Raw genomic sequence first — 22880 nt, 5'->3', positions numbered from 1 at the left:
TCGGCTCCCTGAAACATAGTTGGCCCCGTTCAACAAGCCACAGGCGCATTGCCTGCCAAGGAGACCAACCATGTTCAGTTCGCGCAGCCGCCGCCGCTCCACCCTGGCCCTCGCCATCCTTTCCGTCGCCGCATCCACGGCCTTCGCTGCCGGCGAGCCGGTCATCGGCCTCGTCACCAAGACCGAAACCAACCCCTTCTTCGTGAAGATGAAAGAGGGCGCGCAGGAAGAAGCCAAGAAGCTCGGCGCCAAGCTGCTCTCCGGCGCGGGCAAGGCCGACGGAGACAACGCGGGCCAGATCACCGCGATGGAAAACATGATCGCGGCCGGCGCCAAGACCATCCTCATCACGCCGAGCGACGCCAAGGCGATCGTGCCGGCGATCAAGAAGGCGCGCGACAAGGGGATCATGGTGATCGCGCTCGACAGCCCGGCCGATCCGCCGGATGCGACCGATGCGCTCTTCGCCACCAACAACTACACCGCCGGCGTCCTGATCGGCGAATACGCCAAGGCCGCGATGGCCGGCAAGACGCCCAAGATCGTCGCGCTCGACCTGCTGCCGGGCCACCCGGTGGGCGCGCAGCGCCACAACGGCTTCATGAAGGGCTTCGGTCTCGCGGCCAACGATGCGAAGTCGAACGAGCTCTCGAAGGCGCCCGAAATCGTCTGCATGGCCGACAGCTTCGGCGACCAGGCCAAGGCGCAGACCGTGATGGAAAACTGCCTGCAGAAAGCGCCCGAAGTGAACCTGGTCTACACCATCAACGAACCCGCCGCGGCCGGTGCCTACAACGCGCTCAAGCGCGCGGGCAAGGAGAAGGGCGTGCTGATCGTCTCGGTCGACGGCGGCTGCCAAGGCATCAAGGACACCAACGCCGGCATCATCGCCGCGACCTCGCAGCAGTACCCGCTGAAGATGGCCGCCATGGGCGTGGCCGCGGGCGTCGAGTTCGCCAAGACCGGCAAGAAGGCCTCGGGCTACGTCGACACCGGCGTGACGCTGATCGCCGGCAAGAGCGTGGCGGGCGTCGACAGCAAGGACACCAAGACCGGCGCCGAACTGTGCTGGGGCAAGAAGTAAGCGGCGGGTAGTCCCAGAGAGAACACATCGATGGCGAAATCCGCAGCAGCAACGCACCACATTCCGTGGGGCGCCCTGGGGCCGTGGCTGGCCCTGCTCGGCGCATGCATCTTCTTCGCGACGCAGTCCGACCGGTTCCTGACCGGCGAGAACCTGTCGCTCATCCTGCAGCAGGTGATGGTGGTCGGCGTGATCGCCATCGGCCAGACGCTGATCATCCTCACGGCCGGCATCGACCTGTCGTGCGGCATGGTGATGGCGCTGGGCGGGATCATCATGACCAAGTTCGCGACCGAGCTCGGCATGCCCGTGCCGATCGCCATTCTTTGCGGCATCGGCGTGACGACGCTCTTCGGGCTCATCAATGGCTTGCTGGTCACGCGCATCAAGCTGCCGCCCTTCATCGTGACGCTGGGCACGCTGAACATCGCGTTCGCGATCACGCAGCTCTATTCGTCGTCGCAGACCATCACCGACCTGCCCGCCGGCCTCACCGGTCTGGGCACCACCTTCGCCATCGGCAGCGCCGAAGTGGCGTGGGGCTCGGTGCTGATGGTGGCGCTCTACGGGCTCGCGTGGTTCGTTCTGCGCGAGACGGGTGCGGGCCGCCACATCTATGCGGTGGGCAACAACGCCGAGGCCACGCGCCTCGTGGGCATTCCGACGCAGCGCGTGCTGCTGGGCGTGTACGTGGCGGCGGGCGTGCTGTATGGCATCGCCTCGCTGCTGTCGGTGGCGCGCACCGGCGTGGGCGACCCCAACGCCGGGCAGACCGAGAACCTCGACGCCATCACGGCTGTGGTGCTCGGCGGCACCAGCCTCTTCGGCGGCCGCGGCATCGTGCTGGGCTCGCTGATCGGCGTGCTGATCGTGGGCGTGTTCCGCAACGGGCTCACGCTGATGGGCGTGTCGTCGATCTACCAGGTGCTGGTGACGGGCGTGCTCGTGATTCTTGCGGTGGCGGCCGATCAACTCTCGCGCAAGGGAGCACGTTGATGAACACCGTAGCCAACCCAAAGATCGTCATGCAGGCCAAGGGCCTCGTGAAGCGCTACGGCCAGGTCACCGCGCTCGATGGTGTCGACTTCGAACTGCGCGAGGGCGAAATCCTCGCGGTGATCGGCGACAACGGCGCGGGCAAGTCCTCGCTCATCAAGGCGCTCTCGGGCGCGACCATTCCCGACGAGGGCGAGATCCTGCTCGACGGCGCGCCGGTGCACTTTCGCAATCCGCTCGATGCGCGGCGTGCGGGCATCGAGACGGTCTACCAAGACCTGGCCGTCGCGCCTGCGATGACCATCTACGAAAACCTGTTCCTGGGCCGCGAACTGCGTCGCCCCGGGTTCCTCGGCAACGTGCTGCGCATGCTCGACAAGAAGAAGATGCTGCAGGAAAGCGCAGCGCGCATGGCGGACCTGAAGGTCGGCATCCAGTCGATGACGCAGGCGGTCGAAACCCTCTCGGGCGGACAGCGCCAGTGCGTGGCGGTCGCGCGCAGCGCGGCCTTTGCGCGGCACGTGGTCATCATGGACGAGCCGACCGCGGCGCTCGGCGTGAAGGAGGGCAACATGGTGCTCGAGCTCATCCGCCGCGTGCGCGACCGCGGCCTGCCGGTGGTGCTCATCAGCCACAACATGCCGCACGTGTTCGAGGTGGCCGATCGCATTCACGTCGCGCGGCTGGGCAAGCGCGCGGCGGTGCTCAACCCCAAGAAGATCAGCATGAGCGACACGGTGGCCGTGATGACCGGTGCCATGACTGCCGACCAACTGCCCGCGGAGACGCATGCCTGATGCAGAAGTTTCTTCTGCGCGTCCGCCCGACCTGCTGCGTCCGCGCGGCTCCAACCAGGTCGGCATGCGCCAGTTCAACGAGCGCGTGGTGCTGCAGGCGCTGCGCGTTCACACGAGCCTGCCTAAGGCCGACCTCGCGCGGCTGACCGGACTGAGCGCGCAGACCATCGGGCTCATCACTGCGCGGCTCGAGGAAGACCAACTCATCGTCAAGCAGAGCCGGGTGCGCGGGCGCATCGGGCAGCCCTCGGTGCCGCTGGCGCTCAACCCCGATGGCGCCTTCGCCGTCGGCATCAAGGTGGGGCGGCGCGGCGCGGAGTGGCTGCTGATCGACTTCACCGCGCAGGTGCGCGAGCGCCATGCGATGAGCTACGACTTCCCCGATGCGAATGCGCTGCTGCCGGCGATTGCCGAGCACATCCATCGGCTGCGTGATGGGCTCGGCCCGCTGGCCGCGCGCAATGTCGGCGTGGGCCTGGCCGCGCCGTTCCTGCTCGGCGGTTGGCATCGCACGCTGGGCCTCTCGAAGGCGCAGTCGGACGAGTGGAACCAGATGGACCTGCTGGCCGAAGTGCGGGCGCGCACCGAGGTGCCGGTGAGCTTCGCGCGCGACACGGTAGCCGCCTGCGTGGCCGAACTGGTCGGCGGACGCGGGCACGACCTGAAGAGCTTTCTCTACATCTTCGTCGATACCTTCGTGGGCGGCGGACTGGTCATCAACTCGCACCTGCACACGGGCGCGCACAGCAACGCGGGCGCGCTGGCTTCGTTGCCGATGCAGTCGGTGCGAGCCGATGGCGCACTGCCGCCGCAGGTGATGGCCGAGGCCTCGCTGTGGGAGCTGGAGCAGCGCCTGCAAGGCGAAGGGCTCGATCCCACCGCTGCCTACGACGACCGCGCGCTGCAGCCGCCTTTTGCCGCCGCGACGCAGGCCTGGCTCGGCTCCGCATCGCTGGCACTGGCGCACGCCATCGTCAGCAGCACCGCGGTGCTCGATCTGGCCGACGTGGTGATGGACGGTTCCATGTCGCGCGCATTGCTGCAGGCGCTGCTCGATCAGACGCGCGCCGCGCTCGCGCAATGCAACTGGGAAGGGCTATGGCCTCCGCAGTTGCATGGTGGCAGGGTAGGCGCGCAGGCCTGTGCGCTCGGCGGGGCGATGCTGCCGCTGCACGCCAACTTCGCGCCCGACCACGACGTGTTCCTGAAAGCGGCCTGAGCGCGGCCTGCAGACCTTGCGAAGCGAAAGCTTCGCTGGCGGCGTGGCCCTTTCCGCCACCACCGATGGCGCCTACTTCGGCGCGGGCACCCACACCGCCTTGTACTGCGCGCGGTAGCCGTTGTCCGGATCGAACACGTTCTTCGGCCCGCCGTCCTTGCCCACGTTGCCCGTCGTCACCAGGTGCACCTTGGGCACATAGCCCGACCACTTCTCCTTGGCGAACGCGCGGTTCAGTTCGTCGACGATCTGCCAGCCCTGCATGTTGAGCGGCTCGGGCACCGTGCCGGCCTGGTAGCGCTGCGTGCGGATGCGCTGGTAGGCGGCCTCGGAGCCGTCGCCGGCCGACACCGCCTTGGGCGATCCGTCGCCCTTCTTGCCCGCCGCGGTGAGCGAGGGGCCCATGAAGTCGAAGTACAGGTCGTTGATGGCCAGCGAGTGCGTCCACTTGTCACCGAAGCGCTGCAGCAGCGAAGTGGTGAGCTGCGGCATGCGCGTGGAGCTTTCGGAGATCGGGCTGTCCTCGAAGCTCAGCACGGTGCAGCCGCCGCACTTCTTGATGACCGCCTCCATGGCGCGCGCCTTGTAGAGCGCAATGGCGTACTGCGAGTCGGTGAAGATCACCACGCCGGCCTTACCGCCCGAATCGGCCACCACCCACGAGGCGGCGACGTCGGCCACGTCGTCGGTCACGGTGGTCACGTTGGCGTAGAGGCCGGCCTTGTCGTTCGGCCCGGGCTGCTCGCCCGAGTGCCAGCCGACCAGCGGAATGCCCGACTTGGCCGCGCCAGCGAACGCCGCCTTCTGCTCGGTGGTGTCGAAGCCGCCGACCACGATGCCCGCGGGCTTGACGGCCAGCGCCTGGTTGAGTGCCGCGGTGCGCCCGCTGACCGTGCCCTGGCCGTCGATGACGCGCACCGTCCAGCCGATGGCGCGCGCCGCTTCCTCCACGCCCTTGCTCACGCCCACGATGCCGCCGTTCTTCATGTCGCCCGCGACGAAGACGATGGTCTTGCCCGCGGCGGCCTTGGGGCCGGTGGTGGGGCCGTCCCACTTCTCCTTGGTCATGGTGGCGATCTCGACCTTCTTCTTGGCGGCATCCAGGAAGTCGTCGGCCATCGCCTTGGGTGCCAGCGCGGCGGCGCACAGCGCCAGCACGGCGGCCGCGACGGCGCGCGCGGGAACCACACTCTTCTCACTCTTCTTTTTCATGCTTGTCTCCAGTCGTTGCGGTGAACCGTCACTTCGACGGCGTTGAGGGAACCGGTTGTTGCGCATGGTCGAGCTGGCGCTCGGCGATGCGTCGCTTGATCGAGCGGTTGCGCCGCTGCTGTGCCCAGCCCGCGATGCCGATGGACACCAGCAGCGTGAGCCCGTTGAACAGCGGCTCGACATAGAAGGCGCCGCCGAACTGCTGAATGCCCGAGATGCCGATCGCAAGAATCGCCACGCCCACCAGCGTGCCCCACACGTTCACCCGGCCCGGCCGGATGGTGGTGGAGCCGAGGAAGGCGCCGACCAGCGCCGGCAGCAAGAATTCGAGTCCCACGCTGGCCTGCCCGATCTGCAGGCGCGAGGCGAGCAGCACGCCCGCAAAGCCCGAGAGCAGGCCCGAGGCGACGAAGGCGCCCATCACGTGCTTGCGCACCGCGATGCCGTTGAGCTGCGCCGCCTTCGGGTTGGCGCCGATCACATACAGGGCCCGCCCCAGCGGCGTGAACTCGGTAACGACCCAGAGCGTGACGCTCACCGCGAGCACGTAGAACGCGCCGATGGGCAGGCCCAGCAGGCTGCCGCCCGCGATGCCGACGAAGCCGTCGGGCAGGTCGCCCACCACCTGGCGTCCGCCGCTGTGCCACATCGCGACCGCATAGATCACGGTGCCGGTGCCCAGCGTGGCAATGAAGGAGTCGATCTGCGCGAGCTCGACCAGCAGGCCGTTGAGCACGCCGAACAAGGCCGCGCACAGCAACACGATGAGCACCGCCGCCGGCCAGGGCAGACCGAGTTGCGTCTGCAGGCTGATCGCCAGGATGTGCCACAGCACGATGCCGTAGCCCACGGTGAGGTCGATCTTGCCGGTGATCATCGGAATGGTCGCGGCGAGCGCCAACAGCGCGATCACAGACTTGTCCGCCAGGATCGCGCGCAGGTTGAACAGCGTCGGAAAGGTGTCGGGCAGCAGCAGCGAGAACAGCAGGGCGAGCCCCACCATCAGCGCCACGAGGCCATAGACCGGCATCGCGCGGCCGATGCGCTGTGCGAGGGAAGCGGCCTCGCCGTCGAGCGACTTGTCGGGCTCGAGGGCGGTGGATTTGATCGAACTGCTCATGCGGAAATTTCCTCGTGCGCCACGACGGCGCCTGCTGCCAATGCCAAAAGTTTTTCCACCGTGATCGCATCGCCCGTCAGTTCGGCGGCGATCAGCCCGTCGCGGAAGACGAGCACGCGGGTGCACACGGTCGCGATTTCCTCGAAGTCGGTGGAGACCACCACCAGCGCGGTGCCGGCCTCCGCGCGCTCGCGCAGCACGCCGTAGATCTGCCGCTTGGCGCCGACATCGACGCCCGCCGTGGGCTCTTCGAGCACCACGAGCGGTTTGTCGAGGTGAAACCAGCGCGCCAGCACCACCTTCTGCTGGTTGCCGCCCGAGAGCTGCTGGACCTCGGCCGACGGCGCGGGCGGGTTGATGTCGAAGCGGCGGATCAATGCGAGCGCACTGTCGTTCTCGCGGCGCGGGCGGTCGAAGGCCAGGCCGCGATCGCCATGCAGCGCGGCGTTGGGGAACAGGTTCTCCAGCACCGTCATCGAGCCGGCGAGGTTTTCTTCAAGGCGCTCGCCTGCGACGTAGGCCACGCCGGCGCGAATGGCATCGGCGGGGCAGGTGAACGCGCAGTCGTTGCCCAGGAGCCGCATGCGGCCGGCCGACAGCGGCTCGCGCCCGAAGATCGCGCGGCTGATGGCCTCGTGTCCCGCGCCGCGCAGGCCGACGAGCCCCAGCACTTCGCCGCGGCGCACAGAGAGGTTCAGCGGGCCGGCATTGCCGCTGGCCGCGCCGTCCAGTTGCAGCACCGGCGCGCTGTCTGCCGGAACGTTCGCCTTGGGCACCGAGGCCGACAGCGCCTTGCCGACGATCAGCCCGACCAGCTCGCCTTCGTTGGTGTGCGCCGTGGTCTTCACCGCCACCAGCTTGCCGTCGCGCATCACGGCCGCGCGGTCGGAGATGGCCATCACTTCGTCGAGCCGGTGCGACACGTAGAGCATCGCCATGCCTTGGCGGCGCAGTTCGCGCAGCACGCTGAACATGCGTTCCACGTCGCTCATCGGCAGGCTGGCCGAGGGTTCGTCGAGCACCAGCAGGCGCGCCTTGACTTCGAGCGCGCGGCCGATGGCGAGCAACGATTTCTCGGCCCGCGTGAGCGAGAACACGCGGCGGCCGGGGTCGATGTCGCAGCCCACGCGCGCCATCACCCGGCGCGCGGTGTCGTTCGCGGCGGACCAGTCGATGAGCCCGAAGCGGCGCGGGTAGCCGGTGCCCAGGCCCACGTTCTCCGCCACGGTCATCCATTCGACGAGGCCCAGGTCCTGGTGAATGAAGGCGACGGGTTGCTCCCGCCGGTCGGTGCGCCGCCATGCGGCTTGCGGCTGGCCGTCGAAAAGAATTTCGCCCTGGTCCGCGGGATAGATGCCCGCGAGCAGCTTGATGAGCGTGGACTTGCCCGCGCCGTTCTCGCCGAGCAGCGCGAGGATTTCGCCGGCGCGCACATCGAGCGTCACGTTGTCCACGGCCTGCGTGCCGCCGAAGCGTTTGCAGAGGGACTGGAATTGCAGCAGGGGCGCGTTCATGGGCGTGTCGCTCCGCGTGTGTGGAGGTGGATGCGATAGAGCGAGGTGGAGGCGCACACGTAGAGCACGTTGCCGTCGCTGCCGCCGAAGCTGAGGTTGCCCACCTTTTCCGGCACGGCGATGCGTGCCATGCGCGTGCCGTCGGGGTGGTAGACCTGCACGCTGTCGGCGCTACTCGTATAGAGGAAGCCGTGCACGTCGATGCGAAAGCCGTCGGAGAGCCCCGGGTTCACTACCGCGAACACGCGCGGGTTGGCGAGGTCCTGCCCGCCGATCACATCGAACGCGACGATGTGGTGGTGGCCCGAGCCGTCGGTGCGCAGCGCGGCCGAGGTGTCGCTCACATAAAGAATGCTTTCGTCGGGCGAGAAGGCCAGGCCGTTCGGCTCCTCGATGAAGTCGCTCACCGAGCGCAGTGCGCCGGTGGCTGGGTCGAAGCGAAAGACATGGTTGCGGCCCAGCTCGCTCTCGGCCTTGTGGCCTTCATGGTCCGAGACGATGCCGTAGGGCGGATCGGTGAACCAGATGCTGCCGTCGCGCTTCACGACAACGTCGTTCGGCGAGTTGAGGCGCCGGCCCTGGTAGCGGTCGACCACCACTTCGTCGGCCAATGGCACGAGGCCGGGGCCGAAGCGCGTGCGCACGATGGCGCGCCGGCCGTGCGAGCAATGGAGCAGGGCGCCGTCGGCCTCGCGCGTGTGGCCGTTGGTGAACTCCACGCCTTCGCGCCACACGGTCATGCCGCTCTCGGCGTGCCATCGCAACATGCGGTTGTTGGGGATGTCGCTCCAGAGCACCGAGTCGTCCTCGTGCATCCACACGGGGCCTTCGCTCCATGCGGCCCCGGTGCACAGGCGTTCGATTGGGGGTGAGCCATGGGCCACGGATGCGAAACGGGCGTCGAGGACTTCGATGGTCATGGCCGAAGTCTGGCATCGAAAGTGATACCGGTAACCTAGGCTTTTCCCGGACACGGATGCAGCCGTTCATCACTCTAGAATTTCCGCAATTTCAGAGGTCGGAGGATCGAATCAAGGAAGCGGATTTTTGGTTATCGGTATCTGCCGACTCATTCGCATCCCTCGCATATCCTCAGACCCCATTCCAGAGAGAGCAACTTGCCCCCGACCAAAGTCCCCGCTCCCCCGTCCCGCCCGGCAACGATGGCCGACGTGGCCGCGCGCGTCGGCGTCTCGAAGATGACGGTGTCGCGCGCACTCAACCGCAGCGCGGGCAGCGACCGCGCAACCTCCGAGGCGCTGCGCCAGCGCATCCTGCAGGCCTGCGAGGACATGGGCTATGTGATCGACCAGACGGCGCGCACCTTCTCGAGCAAGCGCTCGGGCTTCATCGCGGTGCTGATTCCGTCGCTCAACAACTCCAATTTTTCAGAAACCGCGCAGGGCATCACCGCGGCCGTGGAAGCGCGCGGCCTGCAGGTGCTGCTCGGCTACACCGACTACCGCGTGGAGAACGAAGAGCGCCTGCTGCGCGCCATGCTCGCGCGCCGGCCCGAAGGCGTGATCCTCACCGGCGGCTCGCACACCCCGGCCGCGCGCGCCATGCTGCAAGCGGCCGGCGTGCCGGTGGTCGAGACCTGGGACCTGCCCGACCAACCGGTGGAGCACACGGTCGGCTTCTCGAATGCGGAGGCGGCCGGCGCCATGGTGCGGCACCTGCATGGCCAGGGCTACCGGCGCATCGCGTTCATCGGCGGCACCTCGAACCGCGACACGCGCGGTGCCGACCGGCAGCGCGGCTACGCGCAGGCGATCCGCGAACTCGGTCTGCCAGACGGCCGCGTGATCAGCTTCGGCCAGCCGCCCATCTCGATGGCGCAGGGCGGCGAAGCGGTGGCGCAGTTGATCCGCCAGTGGCCCGACGTGGACGCGGTGCTCTGCGTGTCCGACCTCTCGGCGTTCGGGGCCTTGATGGAGTGCCAACGCCGCGGCTGGAGTGTGCCGGGCCGCATCGCGATCGCGGGCTTCGGCGACTTCGAGGTCGCGCGCGCCTGCCATCCGCGCATCACCACCGTGGCGGTGGATTGCGTGGGCCTGGGCAAGGCGGCCGGCGAGCTGCTGCTGCGCGTGATGGATGGCGCCGTCGACGGCCATCGCCCGCCGCCGGAGACGGTGATGATCCCGTTCCAGATCACCCAGCGCGAGAGTTCCTGAGGCCGCTCCAGGGCAAGCTCAGGCGGTTGCGGCTTCCCCCACGTCCGCAAAATCGATCAGCACCTTCATCGCCTGCTTCCGGTCGCTCGCCAGCTCGAAGGCTTCGCGCGCCTTCAACATCGGGAAGGTGTGCGAGACCACCGGCGACAGGTCGATCCGTCCTTCGTTGATGAGCTGCACCGCGAGCGCGAACTCCGCATGAAAGCGGAAGGAGCCGCAGATGCTCAGCTCCTTGGCCACCACCATGTTCTGCGGAATGCTCACGTCGCCGCCCAGGCCCAACTGAACGACGATGCCGCGCGGGCGCATCACTTCGAGCCCGTCGCGCAGCGCGCGCTCGTTGCCCGAGCATTCGAGCATCACGTCGAACGTGCCCTTGTCGGCCGCGTAGCGCGACACCCAGGTCTTGTCCTGTGCGACGTTGACAGTACCGTCGGCGCCGATGGCGCGTGCGATCGCGAGCGGCTCGTCGACCACGTCGGTCGCCACGATTTCGGCAGCGCCGTGCACGCGCGCCGCCGCGATCGCCAGCACGCCGATGGGGCCGCAGCCTGACACCAGCACGCGCTTGCCCAGCAATGAACCGGCCCGCGACACCGCGTGCAGCCCCACCGAAAACGGCTCGGCCAATGCCGCGAGGCGAAGCGGCACATGGTCGGCCACCTTCACGCATTGCGTGGCCTCGCACAGCAGCATGTTGCGGAACGCCCCCTGCACGTGCGGCGTGCGCATCGCGCTGCCGTAGAAGCGCATCTCCAGGCACTGGTTGGGCAGGCCTTCGAGGCAGAACTTGCAGGCGCCGCACGGCCGGCTCGGGTTGATGGCGACCTTGTCGCCGATGCGCACGCTCTCCACGCCCGGCGCCACAGCGACCACGGTGCCCGCCACTTCATGGCCCAGCACCATCGGCTCCTTGATGCGCACGGTGCCGAAGCCGCCGTTGTGAAAGTAGTGCAGGTCGGAGCCGCAGATGCCGCCCATGCCGACCTTCACCAGCACCTGGCCCGGGCCGATTTCGCCGGCGTCCTGTTCGTCGAGCCGGAGGTCGTCCGGGGCATGGATCACGAGACACATACAACGCATACGCATGGAATTTTTCCTTCAGGCGACGGGGGTGATGAGAGGCAGACCGCCGAAGTGCGCCTGCAGGTTGCGGCGCACCAGCTCGCCCATGGCGCGGCGCGTCTGTTCGGTGCCGCTGCCATGGTGCGGATGCAGCACCACGTTGTCGAGCGCCGCGAAGCGCGGGTCGATGCGCGGCTCGTTGAGGAATACGTCGAGCGCCGCGCCCGCAATGGATTTCTCTTCGAGCGCCTGCAGCATCGCGCCCTCGTCGACGGTGGTGCCGCGCGACACGTTCACGAGCCAGCCGGCGGGGCCCAGCGCCTGCAGCACTTCGGCGTTGACGATGCCGCGCGTGGCCTCGCCGCCGGGCAGGATGACGATCAGCACATCGCACCAGTCGGCCATGGCCGTCAGGCTGGCGAAGTGGAGGTGCGGGCTGTCTGTCTTCGGGGTGCGGCTGAAGTAGCCAAGCTCGACCTCGAAGCCCGACAGCCGCCGCGCGATGGCACTGCCGATGCGCCCGAATCCCGCGATGCCGACGCGCTGGCCGAAGACGCGCGTGGTCAGCGGCATGCCGCCGTTGGCCCAGGCACCGCTGCGCACGAAGGCATCGCCTGCCGGAATGCGCCGCTGCAGCGCCAGCGTGAGCCCGACAGCGAGGTCGGCCACGTCGCCGTTGAGCACGTCGGGCGTGTTGGTCACGCGGATGCCGCGCGCGCGGCAGGCGGCGAGGTCGATGCCGTCGGTGCCGACGCCGTAGCAGGCGATCAGCTCCAGGGCGGGCAGGGCGGCGATGAGTTCGGCGTTCGCGCCCAGTTCGCCGCGCGTGGCCACCGCGCGGATGTTCGGCGCGTGTTCGGCGATGAAGGCCTGCCGGTCGGGCGCCTCCCACAGGCGATGCAGCGTGTACTGCGACCGCAGGGGCGCCATGTCCCATTCGGGGTAGGTGCCGGGCATCAGCACATGCGGGGATGAGGTGGCAGCGGTCAAACGGTTCTCCTGCGGTGCAACTGCAAATAAGGTATCGGTAACTCTAGAGGCCCAGAACGAGAGATGGAATGCAGGTTTCACCCATTGACGGCTTTTGAAGATACCGGTAACTTAAAAAAGCTGTCACGCACCAATCCCGCATCCGCTTTCCTTCGCAAGGAGCTTTTCTTGAAACTGTTCGACCTGTCCGGGCGCATCGCCCTCATCACCGGCTCCAGCAAGGGCATCGGCTTCGCGCTGGCGGCGGCACTCGGTGCGGCCGGCGCGCGCGTCGTGCTCAATGCGCGCGACGCCGCCTCGCTCACTGTGGCCCGCGATGCGCTGCGCGCCCAGGGCGTGGCGGCCGAGGCCGTGTCCTTCGACGTCACCGACGCAGCTGCCGTGGAAGCCGGCGTGGCCCGCATCGAAGCGGAGATCGGCCCGATCGAGATCCTCGTCAACAACGCCGGCATGCAGCACCGCGGCCCCTTCGCCGAATTTCCGATCGATGCCTGGCACAAGATCACCACCACCAACATCGACAGCGTGTTCCTCGTCGGCCGCTTCGTGGCGCAGCGAATGATCGAGCGGCAGCGCGGCAAGATCATCAACGTGTGCTCGGTGCAGAGCGAACTGGGTCGGCCCAACATCGCGCCCTACGCCGCCACCAAGGGCGCGGTGAAGATGCTCACCAAGGGCATGGCCATCGACCTGGGCAAGCACGGCATCCAGGTCAATGGCCTCGGCCCCGGCTACTTCAAGACCGAGCTCACCGAAGCGCTGGTGAACGACGAAGCCTTCACCGCATGGCTCTCGGGCCGCACGCCGGCCGGCCGCTGGGGCGATGTGCAGGAGCTGGGCGGCGCGGCCATCTTCCTGGCCTCGGATGCCTCGAGCTTCGTCAACGGCCACATCCTCTACGTCGACGGCGGCATCACCGCCAGCCTCTGACCATGACATTCAACCGCCAGCGCATCGCCGTGATCGGCGTCGGCATCATGGGCTCGGCCATTGCGCGCCGATTGCTCGAATGCGGGCACGCGGTGAGCGTGTTCGATCTCGACAAGGCCAAGGTCCAAGCGCTGCAAGCGCAGGGCGCTCACGCCGCGCCGACAGCGGCCGATGCAGCGGCTGCGAGCGATTTCGTGATCACGAGCCTCAACGCGGCCGCCGTGGTCGAACGCGCACTCTTCGGTGAGAACGGCGTGGCCGATGCACCGGCGGACGCGCAGCGCCTGGTGATCGACATGTCGTCCATCGATCCGCCGTCCACGCGCCGGCTCGCGCAGACGCTGCGCGAACGCACCGGCATGGGATTCGTGGATGCGCCGCTCTCGGGCGGCGCGCCCAAGGCGCTGCTCGGGCAACTGACGGTGATGGCGGGCGGCAGCACCGAGGACGTGACGCGCGCCCGCGCCGTCATGGACAGCCTCTGCGCCAACTACACCCACATGGGCGAGAGCGGCGCCGGCCAGACCACCAAGCTGGTCAACCAACTGCTTTGCGCCATCGGCTTCCAGGCCGTGGCCGAGGCGGTGCGAATCGCCGAAGCCGGCGGCGTCGATGCCTCGAAGCTGCCCGCGGCCCTCGCGGGTGGCCGCGCCGACAGCCAGATCCTGCGCGAGTTCGGTCCCAAGATGGCCGCGCGCGACTACACGCCCACCGGCCGCATCGACAACATGCTCAAGGACCTCGAAGCGGTCCAGGGTTTTGCGCAGGGCCAACGGCTGCCGTTGCCGCTCGCGGGAACCGTCTCGGAGCTGCATCGCACCTTCGTGGCGGCCGGCCTCGGGCCCGAGGACACCGCGGCCATGATGCGGCAGTTCGACGGTTATGCCCGCGGCTGAGAAGTCCTGAACGCGCACCGACTCACATCCATCGAACTCAATCAAGGAAACGAAAAATCATGTTCATCCGCTGCGCGTTTTTCAAAGGGCAGGTCAAGCCCGGCATGGAGCAGGCTTTCAACCGCCATGTGCACGAGACGCTCGTGCCGCTGTGGACCCGCTTCCCCGGCGCGCTCGAAGTGCGCGTGCTGCGCCAGCTGGAAAGCGATGTGGGCGATCCGGAACTGGCGATGGTGCTGTCCATCCGCTACGCGACCCGCGAAGACATCGCGCGGGCGCTCGATTCACCCGTTCGCTACGAAAGCCGCGAAGCTTCCAAGGCACTTTTCGACATGTTCGACGGGACCGTTTTCCACACGGTCTTCAGCGCGGAGGAGTTCCCGCTCCCTGCCGCCTGACTGCGCTCACTGGCTGGCCGATGCGTGCAGGTCGCGCGGCAGCCGCAGCGTGCTCGCGCTGGCTCCCTCGGGGCAGGGGCCGTCGGAATAGATCGCATCGCCCTCGGGCATGACGCACTTGCTCACCACGGTGACGGCGGGTGCTGCCTTGGCGGGCTCGGCGGAAGCTTCGAAGTTCGCATTCGCCGGCGATGCGCGCTGGAACACCGGCATGGCCGGCTCGACTGATGAACGCTTCACCGAATCCGGTAACCCGAGGCGGCCGGCCGATTGGGTGGCCTCGACATAGGCGGGCATGATCGCAGGCGGCGGGGCCGGCGCGCGAGCCGCGCTCTCGTGCACCAGGTCTTTCAACGTCACGTAGAAGAGAGACATTGCCACCAGCGCCACGGCAAGGCACGGTGCCCAGTACCGTTCGGAGCCGGCGCGGGACGGCGAGGCATCGCGCGCCTCGAAGGTGTCGATCGTGTGTTGCAGGCTCATGGCGCAGGCTCCGTATTCGTGTCCCTGCAGTTGTAAGCGGCGGAACCTGCGCGCCGCTGTAGGCCTGCGCCATGCGTCTTGACGGAATCCACCCCGAAACCGCTACGGAGAAGATCGCTGTCTCGCCCCTTGGCGTGAGCGCACCAAGGGTCGGCCGCTGACGGGTTACCTGGTTTTGTCTCGCGCGGCCGCGAGGTTGCGGGCTTCGGCGATCAACGGCTTCACCGCGTCGAAGGTCCTGTCGCTCGGGTTGATCACGCTGACCCAATACATCTTTCCGTAGACCGGATGCGGCATCAGCCGGTCGGTTGCGGCGTAGTCGATGCCTGTCGGTTCCTGCTCTCCGAACAGCGCGCGAAAGCTCTCCTTGCCGACGCCGATGTTCAGGCGAAAGACGCCCGGCCGGTCCAGCTTCGACGCGTTGTCGGATTCGTGGTCCTTCGTGACGATGGTCGCGAAGGGAAACTTGTTGTCCGCACCATGAAAGAAGAAGGTGTTGTCATCGGCGACCTGGAAGTGGCCGCCGCCGAGCATGTCGATGATGTGTTGGGTGATGTCGTCTTCGGTCATGGAGATGCTGCTTCGTGTGCTCAGGGCTTCCAGCGGCGCAATCCGAGCTCGTCCGCGAGCGCCTGGTAGGTCTTGATGCGGGCCTGCACGTAGTCGTCGAGCGCGGCGCCGGTGAGCGCGAAAGGATAAAGGCTGTGCCGCTCGCGCAGCGCCGCGTAGCCCGGCGCGGCCGTGGCTTCGGCGAATGCGGCGGTCCAGGCGCGCACAGAAGCTTCGGGCACATTCGCGCTCAGGTACAGGCCGCGCACGGTCGGCCAGACGATGTCCACGCCTTGCTCGCGCGCGGTCGGCACGCCGGTGAGCGCGCCGCCCAGCCGCGCTTCCGACAGCACGGCCAGCAGGCGCACCGCCGCGCCGCCCGCAATGGCCTGCAACGCCTCGGCTGCATCGCCGGGGAACACATCGACATGCTTGCCCTGCAGCGCGCCCAGCGCATCGCCGCCGCCTTCGAAGGAGACAAAACGCATCGCCTTGTGGTCGCGGCCCGCGGCGCGCACCAGCAGCGCGGCCTTCACCCAGTCCTGGCTGCCGACCGTGCCGCCCGCGCCGAAGGTCATGCGCGAAGGGTCTTGCCGCAGCGCGGCGACCAGGTCCTGCAGGCGCTTGTAGGGCGAGTCGCGGTGCACGGCGATCACGCCGTAGTCGGTGCCGAGCGTGGCGATCCAGCGCACGGCCGACGGCGGATGCGGGCCGAAGCGGCCCTGCGCCAGGTTGAGCAGCGAGCCGCTGGAGAACGCGACCAGCGTGCCCGCACCGCCGAGCTGACCGGTGGCGATGCGGTCGAAGGCGACGGCGCCGATGCCGCCCGGCAGGTAGCGCTGGCCCAGCGGCGGGCGCGAAGGGCGCACCGCCTGCAGCGCATCGCGCGCGAGGGTGCAGGTGAGGTCGAAGCCGCCGCCGGCCTTGGCGGGAATCACGCAATCGGCCGCGGCCAGCGAGGGGTCGCCGGCCTGCGCCGTGGCGATGCCGGGCACGAGCAGCGCGGGCAACGCGCGAAGCGCAACGCGTCGGGTGAAGAAGGGAGACTGCATGGGGTGTGCGCCGCTAGCTGGCCGCCGGCCGGGGCCACCAGATGATCGCATGCAGCCCTGTGCCGGCTTCCCGCGCTTCGAGCCGCAGTTCGCCCCGATGCCGCTGCGCGATCGACCGCGCAATCGCCAGCCCGAGACCGAAGCCGCCCTTGCCCGCGCGCGCGCCGCGGCGAAAGCGCTGGCCCAGCGCGGCGCGTTCTTCGTCGCTCAAGCCCGGGCCGTTGTCCTCGACGTTGAGGCTCCAGCCCGCGGCATCGCCCGCAGCAAAGAGGGTAATGGTTCCTTCGGCGGGCGTGTAGGTGATCGCGTTCGCCACGAGGTTGCTCAAGGCCTCGCGCAGCAGCCCGCGGTCCGCGACCGCGAAGAACTCGGGCGCGGGCGCATGGATGCCCAGGTCGATGCGCTTGGCGCGCGCGAGCGGCAACAGGTCGACCGCCACTTCGCGCAGCAGCGCCGCGAGGTCGAACTCGGCCGGCTCCACCGCCACCGTGTCGCTGCGGCCGAGCGCAAGCAGTTGCTGTGCGCTGCGCGTGGCGCGGCCGATCTCGATGCCGAGCGCATCGAGCGCGGCGCGCACCTGCGCGGGGTCTTCCTCGCGCCTCGCGTAGTCGGCCTGCATCTGCAGCGTGGTGAGGTGCGTGCGCAACTGGTGAGAGGCGTCGTCCAGAAACTGCCGCTGCTGCGTCACGAGGTCCTGCGTGCGCGACATCTGCTGGTTGACCGCATCCACCAGCGGTCGCACTTCGGCGGGCAGGTCGGTCGCGGCGATGCGCGTCAGGTCGTCGGGCGTGCGCGCCTCCACTTCGCGCGCGAGCCGCGACAAGGGCCGCAGCGCCGCGGCGAGCGCGATCGCGGTGCCGCACAGCAGCAACGCGAGCACCAGCCCGTCGCGCAACGCGGCGCTGCGCACGAAGCGCGCCGTGAACTCCTGCCGCGAGCGCGTGCTCTCGCCGACTTGGATCAGCACGCTGCGCCCGGTGCTGCCGGCCGGCGCACGGTCCAGGTCGCGCCGGTAGGCCGCGAGCCGCACGGCTTCCCCGAAGTAGGTCGCGTCGTAGAAGGCCGGCACGCCCATCTTCAGTTCGGCGGGCGGCGCGGGCAGGTCGGCGCTGCCGAGTTCGACGAGCCCGTCGGAAGTCGCCACCCGAAAGAACACCTGGCCGCTCGCCGTGAGCTCGAAGAACTCGAACATCGTGTACGGCAGCTCGACCGAGAGGCCGCCCGACGCTGTGGAGATGTTGGCGTCGATGGATTTGAGCGCGCCCAGCAGCGAGCGGTCGTAGGCCGCGTTGGCTGCGGCGAGCGCGTCGTGCCGCGTCATCCAGAGTTCGAGGCCCGTCACCACCAAGAGGGCGGGGAACAGCAGCAGCGCGAGCCGCTGCCAGAGGCTCGCGCGGCGCAGGAAGCTCGGCATCGCGCGCACCTAGTCCGCTTCCAGCACGTAGCCCAGGCCGCGCAGCGTGACGATGCGCACACCGGTGCCATCGAGCCGCTTGCGCAGGCGATAGACGAACACCTCGACCGCTTCGGGGTGCACCTCCTCATCGTCGGAGAACACGCGTTCCAGAATCTGCTGCTTCGACAACGGCTCGCCGCTGCGCTGCACCAGCGCGCGCAGCACCGCCTGCTCGCGCGGCGAGAGCGCCAGCGCTTCGCCGTTCAGCACGAAATGCCGGCGCGCGCTGTCGTACATCAGCGGCCCGCAGGCCAGCCGCGGATGCTCCACGCCGCGCGCACGCCGCACCAGCGCATGCAGCCGCGCTTCGAGTTCGGCCAGCGCAAAGGGCTTGGCGAGGAAGTCGTCCGCGCCCGCGTTGAGCGAGGCGACGCGCTCGTTCAGCGAATCGCGCGCCGTGAGGATCAGCGCCGGCAGCCGCTGGTCGCGTTCGCGCAGCCGCTGCAGCACGGTGTGGCCGTCCATGCCGGGCAGGCCCAGGTCGAGCACCAGCGCATCGTGGTCTCGCTGCTGCAGCGCGCGGTCCGCGAGCCGGCCGTCGTCCACCCATTCGACCTGGATGCCCGCATGCTCCAGCGCCTTGCAGAGCCAGGTGCCCAGGGTGTGTTCGTCTTCGGCCAGCAGAATGCGCATGGCGCCGATGCTAGGGCCTTGAACGCTCAGTCCGGCTTGATGTTTGCCCTTGCGATCACCTTCTGCCAGCGCGCCTGTTCCGCCGCGATGAACTGCGCGAACTGCTCCGGCGTGCCGCCGACGGCCTCGGCTGCATCGGCCGTGAGCCGCTGCATCGAGTCGGGCGACTTCACCGCCTTCATCGTCTCGGCCGAAAGCTTGGCCAGGTTCGCGGGCGCGATGTTGGCGGGCGCGAGCATGCCGTACCACTGCGTCATCTCGAAGCCGGGGAAGCCTTGCTCGGCGACGGTCGGCACATCGGGCAGTTGCGCGAGGCGCTTGGCTGAGCCGGTCGCGATGCAGCGCACCTTGCCGGCCTTGATGAACGGAATGATCGCCGCCGCGCCAATGGCCGAGGCATCGAGCCGGCCCGAGAGCAGGTCGGTGACCATCGGGCCGGTGCCGCGGTAGGGCACGTGCAGCATGAACACGTCGGCGGTCATCTTCAGGTACTCGAAGGCCAGGTGGCCCGCGCTGCCGTTGCCCGCGGAGCCGTAGCTCAGCTTGCCGGGCTTGGACTTGGCATAGGCGATGAACTCCTTCAGGTTCTTCGCCGGCACATCGGGGTGCACCACGTACAGGCTCGGCACCTTGGCCAGCAGGCTCACGGGCTTGAAGTCCTTGTTCGCGTCGTAGGGCAGCTTGGCGAAGATGTACGGGTTCACCGCCAGCGTGCCGATGTGGCCGAGGATCAGCGTGTGCTGGTCGGTGGAGCGTGCCACTTCGCTCATCGCGATGTTGCCGGCCGCGCCCGGCTTGTTGTCCACGAAGACGCTCTGGCCGAGCGTGCGCGAGAGTTCGGCGGCGGTGGAGCGCGCAACGATCTCCGAACTGCCGCCCGGTGCGAAGGGCACGACGAAGCGCACCGACTTGCTGGGCCAGGCGTCCTGGGCCGAGGCCAGGGAGGGCAGCAGGCCGCCCAAGGCGAGGGCGGAGCCGCCCTGAAGCCATGGGCGGCGCGTGGACTGGTCGTTCAGGAAGTTCTCGGGCATGGTGTGTCTCCGTCTTTTGATGCGAAAGCTTGCATCCTGCCCGGTCGATGCTGTCGGAATGCTGTCAGCGCGGGATGAAAGAAAAAGTAAGGTGCAAACTCCGCGGCCACGCACCAGAATCCGGTGCGAAGCGGCGACGCAGACGGCGCCGTAGATGGCGCCGCAACGGCACTTTCGAGGACTCGGACGGCAACTTTGTTCATCGCGCTTTGCTTGACAAATCTCGGGTTGCGGCTCGCTGCGATCCGCGCGATGGCGGGGCTCGCCCTGTTCCTGCTGGCATGCCTGCCCGTGCCGGGCCATGCGGAGCAACGGGAGCAACTGGAGCCGCTGAGGCTCGATGCGACATCGAGCTTCCGCGCGCGCAGCCTCGACGGACGCTCGCAGGCCTTTCACGACGCCACCGGTCTGTTGACGCGCGAACAGGTGGCATCGGCTTCCCATCAGCAGCAATTCAAGACTGTCGAGGGCGTCTTCAACGGCGGCTATGCCAGGGGCGCCTGGTGGGTGCGCTTCCAGATCCAGGCCTCGCCCGAACAGATTGCGCATCCGCTCGAGGGCGGCTGGTGGCTGCGGCTGAATGCGCCGTACGCCGACTACATCGACGTGTGGTGGCCCGACGGCACAGACGACGCAGACGGCGCGAGCGGCGGTTTCACGCACCGCGCGCTTGGCGGGATGCGCGCCGCCTCCACGCGCGAGCTGCCCTGGTCGATCCCTGCCGTGCGCCTGCCCGACCTGCCCGATACCGAACCGCGCTGGGTCTGGGTGCGGCTGGCGGGCGACCGCTCGCTGACCCTCGCCGGCGGCGTATCGCCGCTGCGGGAGCAGGCCGTGGTGCAGCAGGAGCTGGACTACGTCGATGCGGCCGTCGCCGGCATGGTCCTGCTGATGGCGGTGGTCAGCCTGATGATGGGCATCGCCTTGCCCGACCGGCGATTCATTGCCTACGCCGGTTATCTCCTCACGCTCGCACTGGTGTTCGGAAGTTCGGAGGGCCTGCCGGCGTCCCTGTGGCTGCAAAACCACCCGCTGGCCGCCGTTCGCCTGCACAACTTCGCGGTCTGCCTGCACAGCGCCGCCGCATTCGGATTCGCCCGCGTGCTGCTGGACATGGAGCGGCAGTTCCCGCGCATGAACCGCGTTTTCCAGGTGATGACGCTGGTTTGCCTTGCGGCCTGTGCGCTCGCCATGGCGGGCTGGTACGGGCGCATCGCGCGGCCGCTGAACCTGATGTGGGTGGTGTTCGCGGCCTGCATCGTGCCGATGTGCGCCGTTGCGCTGCGCCGGAACATCCAGGCCTGGCCGGGATTGGTCGGCTATGCCATCTACCTCCTGATGGGCGTGGTGCACTTTGCGAAGAACCTGCAGTGGGTGCCCTACACGCTGGCCACCCAGTCCAGCTATGCGATCGGCAGCATCCTGCACATCATGGCTTTCTTCTTCGCGCTGGGCTGGCGTGTGCGCCATCGCGAGCGGCGGGCGCTGTCGCTGTCCCGCCGGCACCGCGCGCGGCTGGCACAGCGTGTGAACGAGCGCACCCTCGATCTGCGCCAGGAGATCACGAAGCACCAGCGCACGCACGACCAGCTGGCGCTGGCGCTGCGCGAGCAGCGCGGCCTGCTGGCCATGGTGTCGCACGAGTTCCGCACGCCACTGGGCACGATCGGCGGCGCGGCGCAGATCCTCGCCGACGACCGGCTCGGCCTGGTCCGCGAAGAGGTCAAGAAGGAAGCCGAGAAGATCAGCCGCACCGTCCTTCGCATGCGCGATCTGGTGGACACCCTGCTGGCCGACGAATGGCTCGATGCGTCCAGCGACAACCTGTGCCTGGTTCCGGTCGAGCTCGCCGGATTCCTCCGCGAGAAGATCGAGGAGCACAGCGAAGGCATCGGTGGCGGGCGTATTTCATTGCATCTAGGTGCGCGCGAATTGCCGGTGCTGGCGGACGAGACGCTGTTGCACATCGCGCTGGACAACCTCCTGACCAACGCCATCAAATATGCGCCGCCACATTCGCCGATCGTGGTGAGGGCCGGAATCCGGCGCGGCCATGCCGACGGCATTCCGAAAAAAGGCGAGGACACGGTGCCGGGCGTGTACATCCAGGTGTGCGACGAAGGCCCCGGTTTCATGCCGCATGACCTGTCGCACGTCTTCGAGCGCTTCTATCGCGCGGCCGGTACACGGCGGATTCCCGGCATCGGGTTGGGCCTGCACATGGTGCACCGCGTCGCCACGGTTCATGGTGGCAGCGTGGCCGCCTCCAACGGAGCCGGCAAGGGCGCCGTGCTGACCCTGACCCTGCCGCTTCTTGGAAGTGCCGAGGAATCGGAAGCCCGGGGTACCCATGACGCGGTAGCGCTCGACCAGGGAGGCTGCAGATGATGGGCACCCCGGCCCGCGTGCTGGTCATCGAGGACGACGACGATCTGCGCGACACGCTGCTGCGGTACCTGCGCGGCGTCGGCATGCTGGCCCGCGGACTGGAGAGCGCCGAGGGGCTCGACGCGGAACTGGCACGACAGGATTTCGATGCCGTGGTGTGCGATGTCAACCTGCCGGGCGAAGACGGATTCAGCGTGCTGGCCCGGCTGCGATCGCGCAGTGCCATGCGCATCGTGATGCTGACCGCGCGCGGCATGGCGAACGATCGGCTGCATGGCCTCGGACTCGGCGCCGACTACTACCTGGTCAAGCCGGTGAACCTGCGCGAGCTCGAGATGGTGCTGCACAACCTGCTGCAGCGCAGCCAGGAAGTGCAGGGACAAGGCACGCGCGAGCCCGATGCCCTTGCAGCCGACGAAGCCACGGCGCAGGCGCCTTGGCGCTATCACGGCACCACCTGGCTGCTGCTGTCGCCGGCCGGCCAGCGCGTGCAGTTGTCCAGCGCGGAAGCGCGGCTCGTTCAGTGCCTGATCGAGCGGCCGCGTGAGGTGGTGGACCGGGCCACGCTGCTTGCTGCGATGGGGCGTCCCGGGCTGGAGGCCTACGAACGCAACCTCGACGTCACGGTCTCGCGGCTGCGTCGCAAGGCCGAGCAGGCCAGTGGCGAGAAGCTGCCGATCGTCGCGGTGCGCGGCGAGGGCTACAGCTTCCAGGGGAACGTGCGCATCGCGCTTTGAGCACCGCCGCCTGAATGATCCGGCGGGCCTCTGCCCCGCATGCGCGCTCGCGTCGACGCCGCATTGCCACACCACCGCAAGCCTGGAACCACGCGCGTGTCCGGCCTGTTTTCCGTCGGCAAAACCACTGGTTTCCGTAGGTGCCAACAGGCTCCG

The 22880-nt window shown here is 68.3% G+C and carries 22 protein-coding genes; 10 read left to right on the top strand and 12 right to left on the bottom strand.

Going from position 1 to position 22880, the window contains the following annotated elements:
• The first annotated feature begins 70 nt into the window (after positions 1-70).
• From QFZ83_RS17385 to QFZ83_RS17370, 4 genes are read left to right on the top strand one after another with little or no spacing between them, the layout of a single operon-like run.
• Positions 71-1084, top strand: a complete 1014-nt coding sequence (locus QFZ83_RS17385; protein WP_307508468.1) for a sugar ABC transporter substrate-binding protein — start codon at positions 71-73, stop codon at positions 1082-1084.
• A gap of 30 nt (positions 1085-1114) precedes the next feature.
• A complete protein-coding gene (locus tag QFZ83_RS17380; RefSeq protein WP_013540709.1) occupies positions 1115-2080 on the top strand; it encodes an ABC transporter permease in 966 nt (321 codons plus the stop codon).
• Complete coding sequence (locus tag QFZ83_RS17375; protein WP_306877339.1) at positions 2080-2877, top strand: ATP-binding cassette domain-containing protein; 798 nt, start codon at positions 2080-2082, stop codon at positions 2875-2877. The genes QFZ83_RS17380 and QFZ83_RS17375 overlap by 1 nt, the downstream gene beginning before the upstream one ends.
• Complete coding sequence (locus QFZ83_RS17370; RefSeq protein WP_013540711.1) at positions 2870-4096, top strand: ROK family transcriptional regulator; 1227 nt, start codon at positions 2870-2872, stop codon at positions 4094-4096. Before QFZ83_RS17375 ends, QFZ83_RS17370 begins: the two co-directional genes overlap by 8 nt.
• A gap of 72 nt (positions 4097-4168) precedes the next feature.
• Here QFZ83_RS17370 and QFZ83_RS17365 read toward each other — a convergent pair whose 3' ends face one another.
• Genes QFZ83_RS17365 through QFZ83_RS17350 form a run of 4 tightly spaced genes read right to left on the bottom strand, consistent with a single transcriptional unit; the run spans position 4169 to position 8862 of the window.
• On the bottom strand, positions 4169-5308 hold the full coding sequence (locus QFZ83_RS17365) for a substrate-binding domain-containing protein (protein WP_306877338.1): 1140 nt from the start codon (positions 5306-5308) through the stop codon (positions 4169-4171).
• A 28-nt stretch (positions 5309-5336) separates the two neighbouring features.
• Positions 5337-6428, bottom strand: a complete 1092-nt coding sequence (locus QFZ83_RS17360) for an ABC transporter permease (protein ID WP_306877336.1) — start codon at positions 6426-6428, stop codon at positions 5337-5339.
• On the bottom strand, positions 6425-7942 hold the full coding sequence (locus QFZ83_RS17355) for a sugar ABC transporter ATP-binding protein (protein ID WP_306877334.1): 1518 nt from the start codon (positions 7940-7942) through the stop codon (positions 6425-6427). Before QFZ83_RS17355 ends, QFZ83_RS17360 begins: the two co-directional genes overlap by 4 nt.
• Positions 7939-8862 (bottom strand): SMP-30/gluconolactonase/LRE family protein, encoded by a 924-nt coding sequence (locus QFZ83_RS17350; protein WP_307508465.1) that lies wholly within the window; start codon positions 8860-8862, stop codon positions 7939-7941. Before QFZ83_RS17350 ends, QFZ83_RS17355 begins: the two co-directional genes overlap by 4 nt.
• Before the next feature lie 243 nt (positions 8863-9105).
• Between QFZ83_RS17350 and QFZ83_RS17345 the strand changes: the two genes are divergently transcribed.
• Positions 9106-10116: a LacI family DNA-binding transcriptional regulator gene (locus QFZ83_RS17345; RefSeq protein WP_306878064.1), complete on the top strand. Its 1011-nt coding sequence runs from the start codon at positions 9106-9108 to the stop codon at positions 10114-10116.
• Positions 10117-10134: 18 nt separating this feature from the next.
• Here the strand turns inward: QFZ83_RS17345 and QFZ83_RS17340 are convergent, their stop codons facing one another.
• The gene (locus QFZ83_RS17340) at positions 10135-11205 is read right to left on the bottom strand and encodes an L-idonate 5-dehydrogenase (RefSeq protein ID WP_306877332.1); all 1071 of its coding nucleotides are present in this window, start codon (positions 11203-11205) and stop codon (positions 10135-10137) included.
• Positions 11206-11217: 12 nt separating this feature from the next.
• On the bottom strand, positions 11218-12171 hold the full coding sequence (locus QFZ83_RS17335) for a 2-hydroxyacid dehydrogenase (RefSeq protein ID WP_307508462.1): 954 nt from the start codon (positions 12169-12171) through the stop codon (positions 11218-11220).
• Between the two features lie 168 nt (positions 12172-12339).
• Here QFZ83_RS17335 and QFZ83_RS17330 point away from each other — a divergent pair, with 168 nt between their 5' ends.
• The 3 genes from QFZ83_RS17330 to QFZ83_RS17320 are packed head-to-tail and all read left to right on the top strand — an operon-like array spanning position 12340 to position 14395.
• Positions 12340-13101, top strand: coding sequence for an SDR family oxidoreductase (locus tag QFZ83_RS17330; RefSeq protein WP_307508459.1), 762 nt, complete (start codon positions 12340-12342; stop codon positions 13099-13101).
• A 2-nt stretch (positions 13102-13103) separates the two neighbouring features.
• The gene (locus tag QFZ83_RS17325) at positions 13104-13997 is read left to right on the top strand and encodes an NAD(P)-dependent oxidoreductase (protein ID WP_307508457.1); all 894 of its coding nucleotides are present in this window, start codon (positions 13104-13106) and stop codon (positions 13995-13997) included.
• Between the two features lie 59 nt (positions 13998-14056).
• On the top strand, positions 14057-14395 hold the full coding sequence (locus tag QFZ83_RS17320; protein ID WP_307508455.1) for a hypothetical protein: 339 nt from the start codon (positions 14057-14059) through the stop codon (positions 14393-14395).
• Positions 14396-14401: 6 nt separating this feature from the next.
• Here QFZ83_RS17320 and QFZ83_RS17315 read toward each other — a convergent pair whose 3' ends face one another.
• The 6 genes from QFZ83_RS17315 to QFZ83_RS17290 all read right to left on the bottom strand — a co-directional run bounded on the left by QFZ83_RS17315 (position 14402) and on the right by QFZ83_RS17290 (position 19599).
• Entirely contained in the window at positions 14402-14878 is a 477-nt protein-coding gene (locus QFZ83_RS17315) for a hypothetical protein (protein ID WP_307508453.1), read from the bottom strand.
• A gap of 165 nt (positions 14879-15043) precedes the next feature.
• Positions 15044-15448 carry a DUF6194 family protein gene (locus QFZ83_RS17310; RefSeq protein WP_307508451.1) on the bottom strand — a complete coding sequence of 135 codons (405 nt, stop codon included), beginning with the start codon at positions 15446-15448 and terminating at the stop codon, positions 15044-15046.
• Between the two features lie 20 nt (positions 15449-15468).
• Entirely contained in the window at positions 15469-16479 is a 1011-nt protein-coding gene (locus QFZ83_RS17305) for a tripartite tricarboxylate transporter substrate binding protein (RefSeq protein WP_307508447.1), read from the bottom strand.
• 13 nt (positions 16480-16492) lie between these two features.
• Entirely contained in the window at positions 16493-17893 is a 1401-nt protein-coding gene (locus QFZ83_RS17300) for a sensor histidine kinase (protein ID WP_307508445.1), read from the bottom strand.
• 9 nt (positions 17894-17902) lie between these two features.
• Positions 17903-18568, bottom strand: coding sequence for a response regulator (locus QFZ83_RS17295; RefSeq protein ID WP_307508442.1), 666 nt, complete (start codon positions 18566-18568; stop codon positions 17903-17905).
• 26 nt (positions 18569-18594) lie between these two features.
• Positions 18595-19599, bottom strand: a complete 1005-nt coding sequence (locus QFZ83_RS17290) for a tripartite tricarboxylate transporter substrate binding protein (protein WP_307508440.1) — start codon at positions 19597-19599, stop codon at positions 18595-18597.
• A 252-nt stretch (positions 19600-19851) separates the two neighbouring features.
• Here QFZ83_RS17290 and QFZ83_RS17285 point away from each other — a divergent pair, with 252 nt between their 5' ends.
• Entirely contained in the window at positions 19852-21987 is a 2136-nt protein-coding gene (locus QFZ83_RS17285) for a sensor histidine kinase (RefSeq protein ID WP_307508436.1), read from the top strand.
• Positions 21984-22724 (top strand): response regulator transcription factor, encoded by a 741-nt coding sequence (locus QFZ83_RS17280; RefSeq protein ID WP_307508433.1) that lies wholly within the window; start codon positions 21984-21986, stop codon positions 22722-22724. Before QFZ83_RS17285 ends, QFZ83_RS17280 begins: the two co-directional genes overlap by 4 nt.
• Positions 22725-22880 lie beyond the last annotated feature (156 nt).

It is taken from the genome of Variovorax sp. W1I1 (assembly GCF_030815625.1).
GTDB lineage: Bacteria > Pseudomonadota > Gammaproteobacteria > Burkholderiales > Burkholderiaceae_C > Variovorax > Variovorax paradoxus_C.
This window is presented reverse-complemented; position numbering and strand designations above follow the sequence as displayed.

Excerpts from the sequence above, each read along its gene's own strand:
- QFZ83_RS17385 (WP_307508468.1), top strand. The coding sequence starts at position 71 with ATGTTCAGTTCGCGCAGCCGCCGCCGCTCCACCCTGGCCCTCGCCATC.
- QFZ83_RS17380 (WP_013540709.1), top strand. The coding sequence starts at position 1,115 with ATGGCGAAATCCGCAGCAGCAACGCACCACATTCCGTGGGGCGCCCTG.
- QFZ83_RS17375 (WP_306877339.1), top strand. The coding sequence starts at position 2,080 with ATGAACACCGTAGCCAACCCAAAGATCGTCATGCAGGCCAAGGGCCTC.
- QFZ83_RS17370 (WP_013540711.1), top strand. The coding sequence starts at position 2,870 with ATGCCTGATGCAGAAGTTTCTTCTGCGCGTCCGCCCGACCTGCTGCGT.
- QFZ83_RS17365 (WP_306877338.1), bottom strand. The coding sequence starts at position 5,308 with ATGAAAAAGAAGAGTGAGAAGAGTGTGGTTCCCGCGCGCGCCGTCGCG.
- QFZ83_RS17360 (WP_306877336.1), bottom strand. The coding sequence starts at position 6,428 with ATGAGCAGTTCGATCAAATCCACCGCCCTCGAGCCCGACAAGTCGCTC.
- QFZ83_RS17355 (WP_306877334.1), bottom strand. The coding sequence starts at position 7,942 with ATGAACGCGCCCCTGCTGCAATTCCAGTCCCTCTGCAAACGCTTCGGC.
- QFZ83_RS17350 (WP_307508465.1), bottom strand. The coding sequence starts at position 8,862 with ATGACCATCGAAGTCCTCGACGCCCGTTTCGCATCCGTGGCCCATGGC.
- QFZ83_RS17345 (WP_306878064.1), top strand. The coding sequence starts at position 9,106 with ATGGCCGACGTGGCCGCGCGCGTCGGCGTCTCGAAGATGACGGTGTCG.
- QFZ83_RS17340 (WP_306877332.1), bottom strand. The coding sequence starts at position 11,205 with ATGCGTATGCGTTGTATGTGTCTCGTGATCCATGCCCCGGACGACCTC.
- QFZ83_RS17325 (WP_307508457.1), top strand. The coding sequence starts at position 13,104 with ATGACATTCAACCGCCAGCGCATCGCCGTGATCGGCGTCGGCATCATG.
- QFZ83_RS17320 (WP_307508455.1), top strand. The coding sequence starts at position 14,057 with ATGTTCATCCGCTGCGCGTTTTTCAAAGGGCAGGTCAAGCCCGGCATG.
- QFZ83_RS17315 (WP_307508453.1), bottom strand. The coding sequence starts at position 14,878 with ATGAGCCTGCAACACACGATCGACACCTTCGAGGCGCGCGATGCCTCG.
- QFZ83_RS17310 (WP_307508451.1), bottom strand. The coding sequence starts at position 15,448 with ATGACCGAAGACGACATCACCCAACACATCATCGACATGCTCGGCGGC.
- QFZ83_RS17305 (WP_307508447.1), bottom strand. The coding sequence starts at position 16,479 with ATGCAGTCTCCCTTCTTCACCCGACGCGTTGCGCTTCGCGCGTTGCCC.
- QFZ83_RS17300 (WP_307508445.1), bottom strand. The coding sequence starts at position 17,893 with ATGCCGAGCTTCCTGCGCCGCGCGAGCCTCTGGCAGCGGCTCGCGCTG.
- QFZ83_RS17295 (WP_307508442.1), bottom strand. The coding sequence starts at position 18,568 with ATGCGCATTCTGCTGGCCGAAGACGAACACACCCTGGGCACCTGGCTC.
- QFZ83_RS17290 (WP_307508440.1), bottom strand. The coding sequence starts at position 19,599 with ATGCCCGAGAACTTCCTGAACGACCAGTCCACGCGCCGCCCATGGCTT.
- QFZ83_RS17285 (WP_307508436.1), top strand. The coding sequence starts at position 19,852 with ATGGCGGGGCTCGCCCTGTTCCTGCTGGCATGCCTGCCCGTGCCGGGC.
- QFZ83_RS17280 (WP_307508433.1), top strand. The coding sequence starts at position 21,984 with ATGATGGGCACCCCGGCCCGCGTGCTGGTCATCGAGGACGACGACGAT.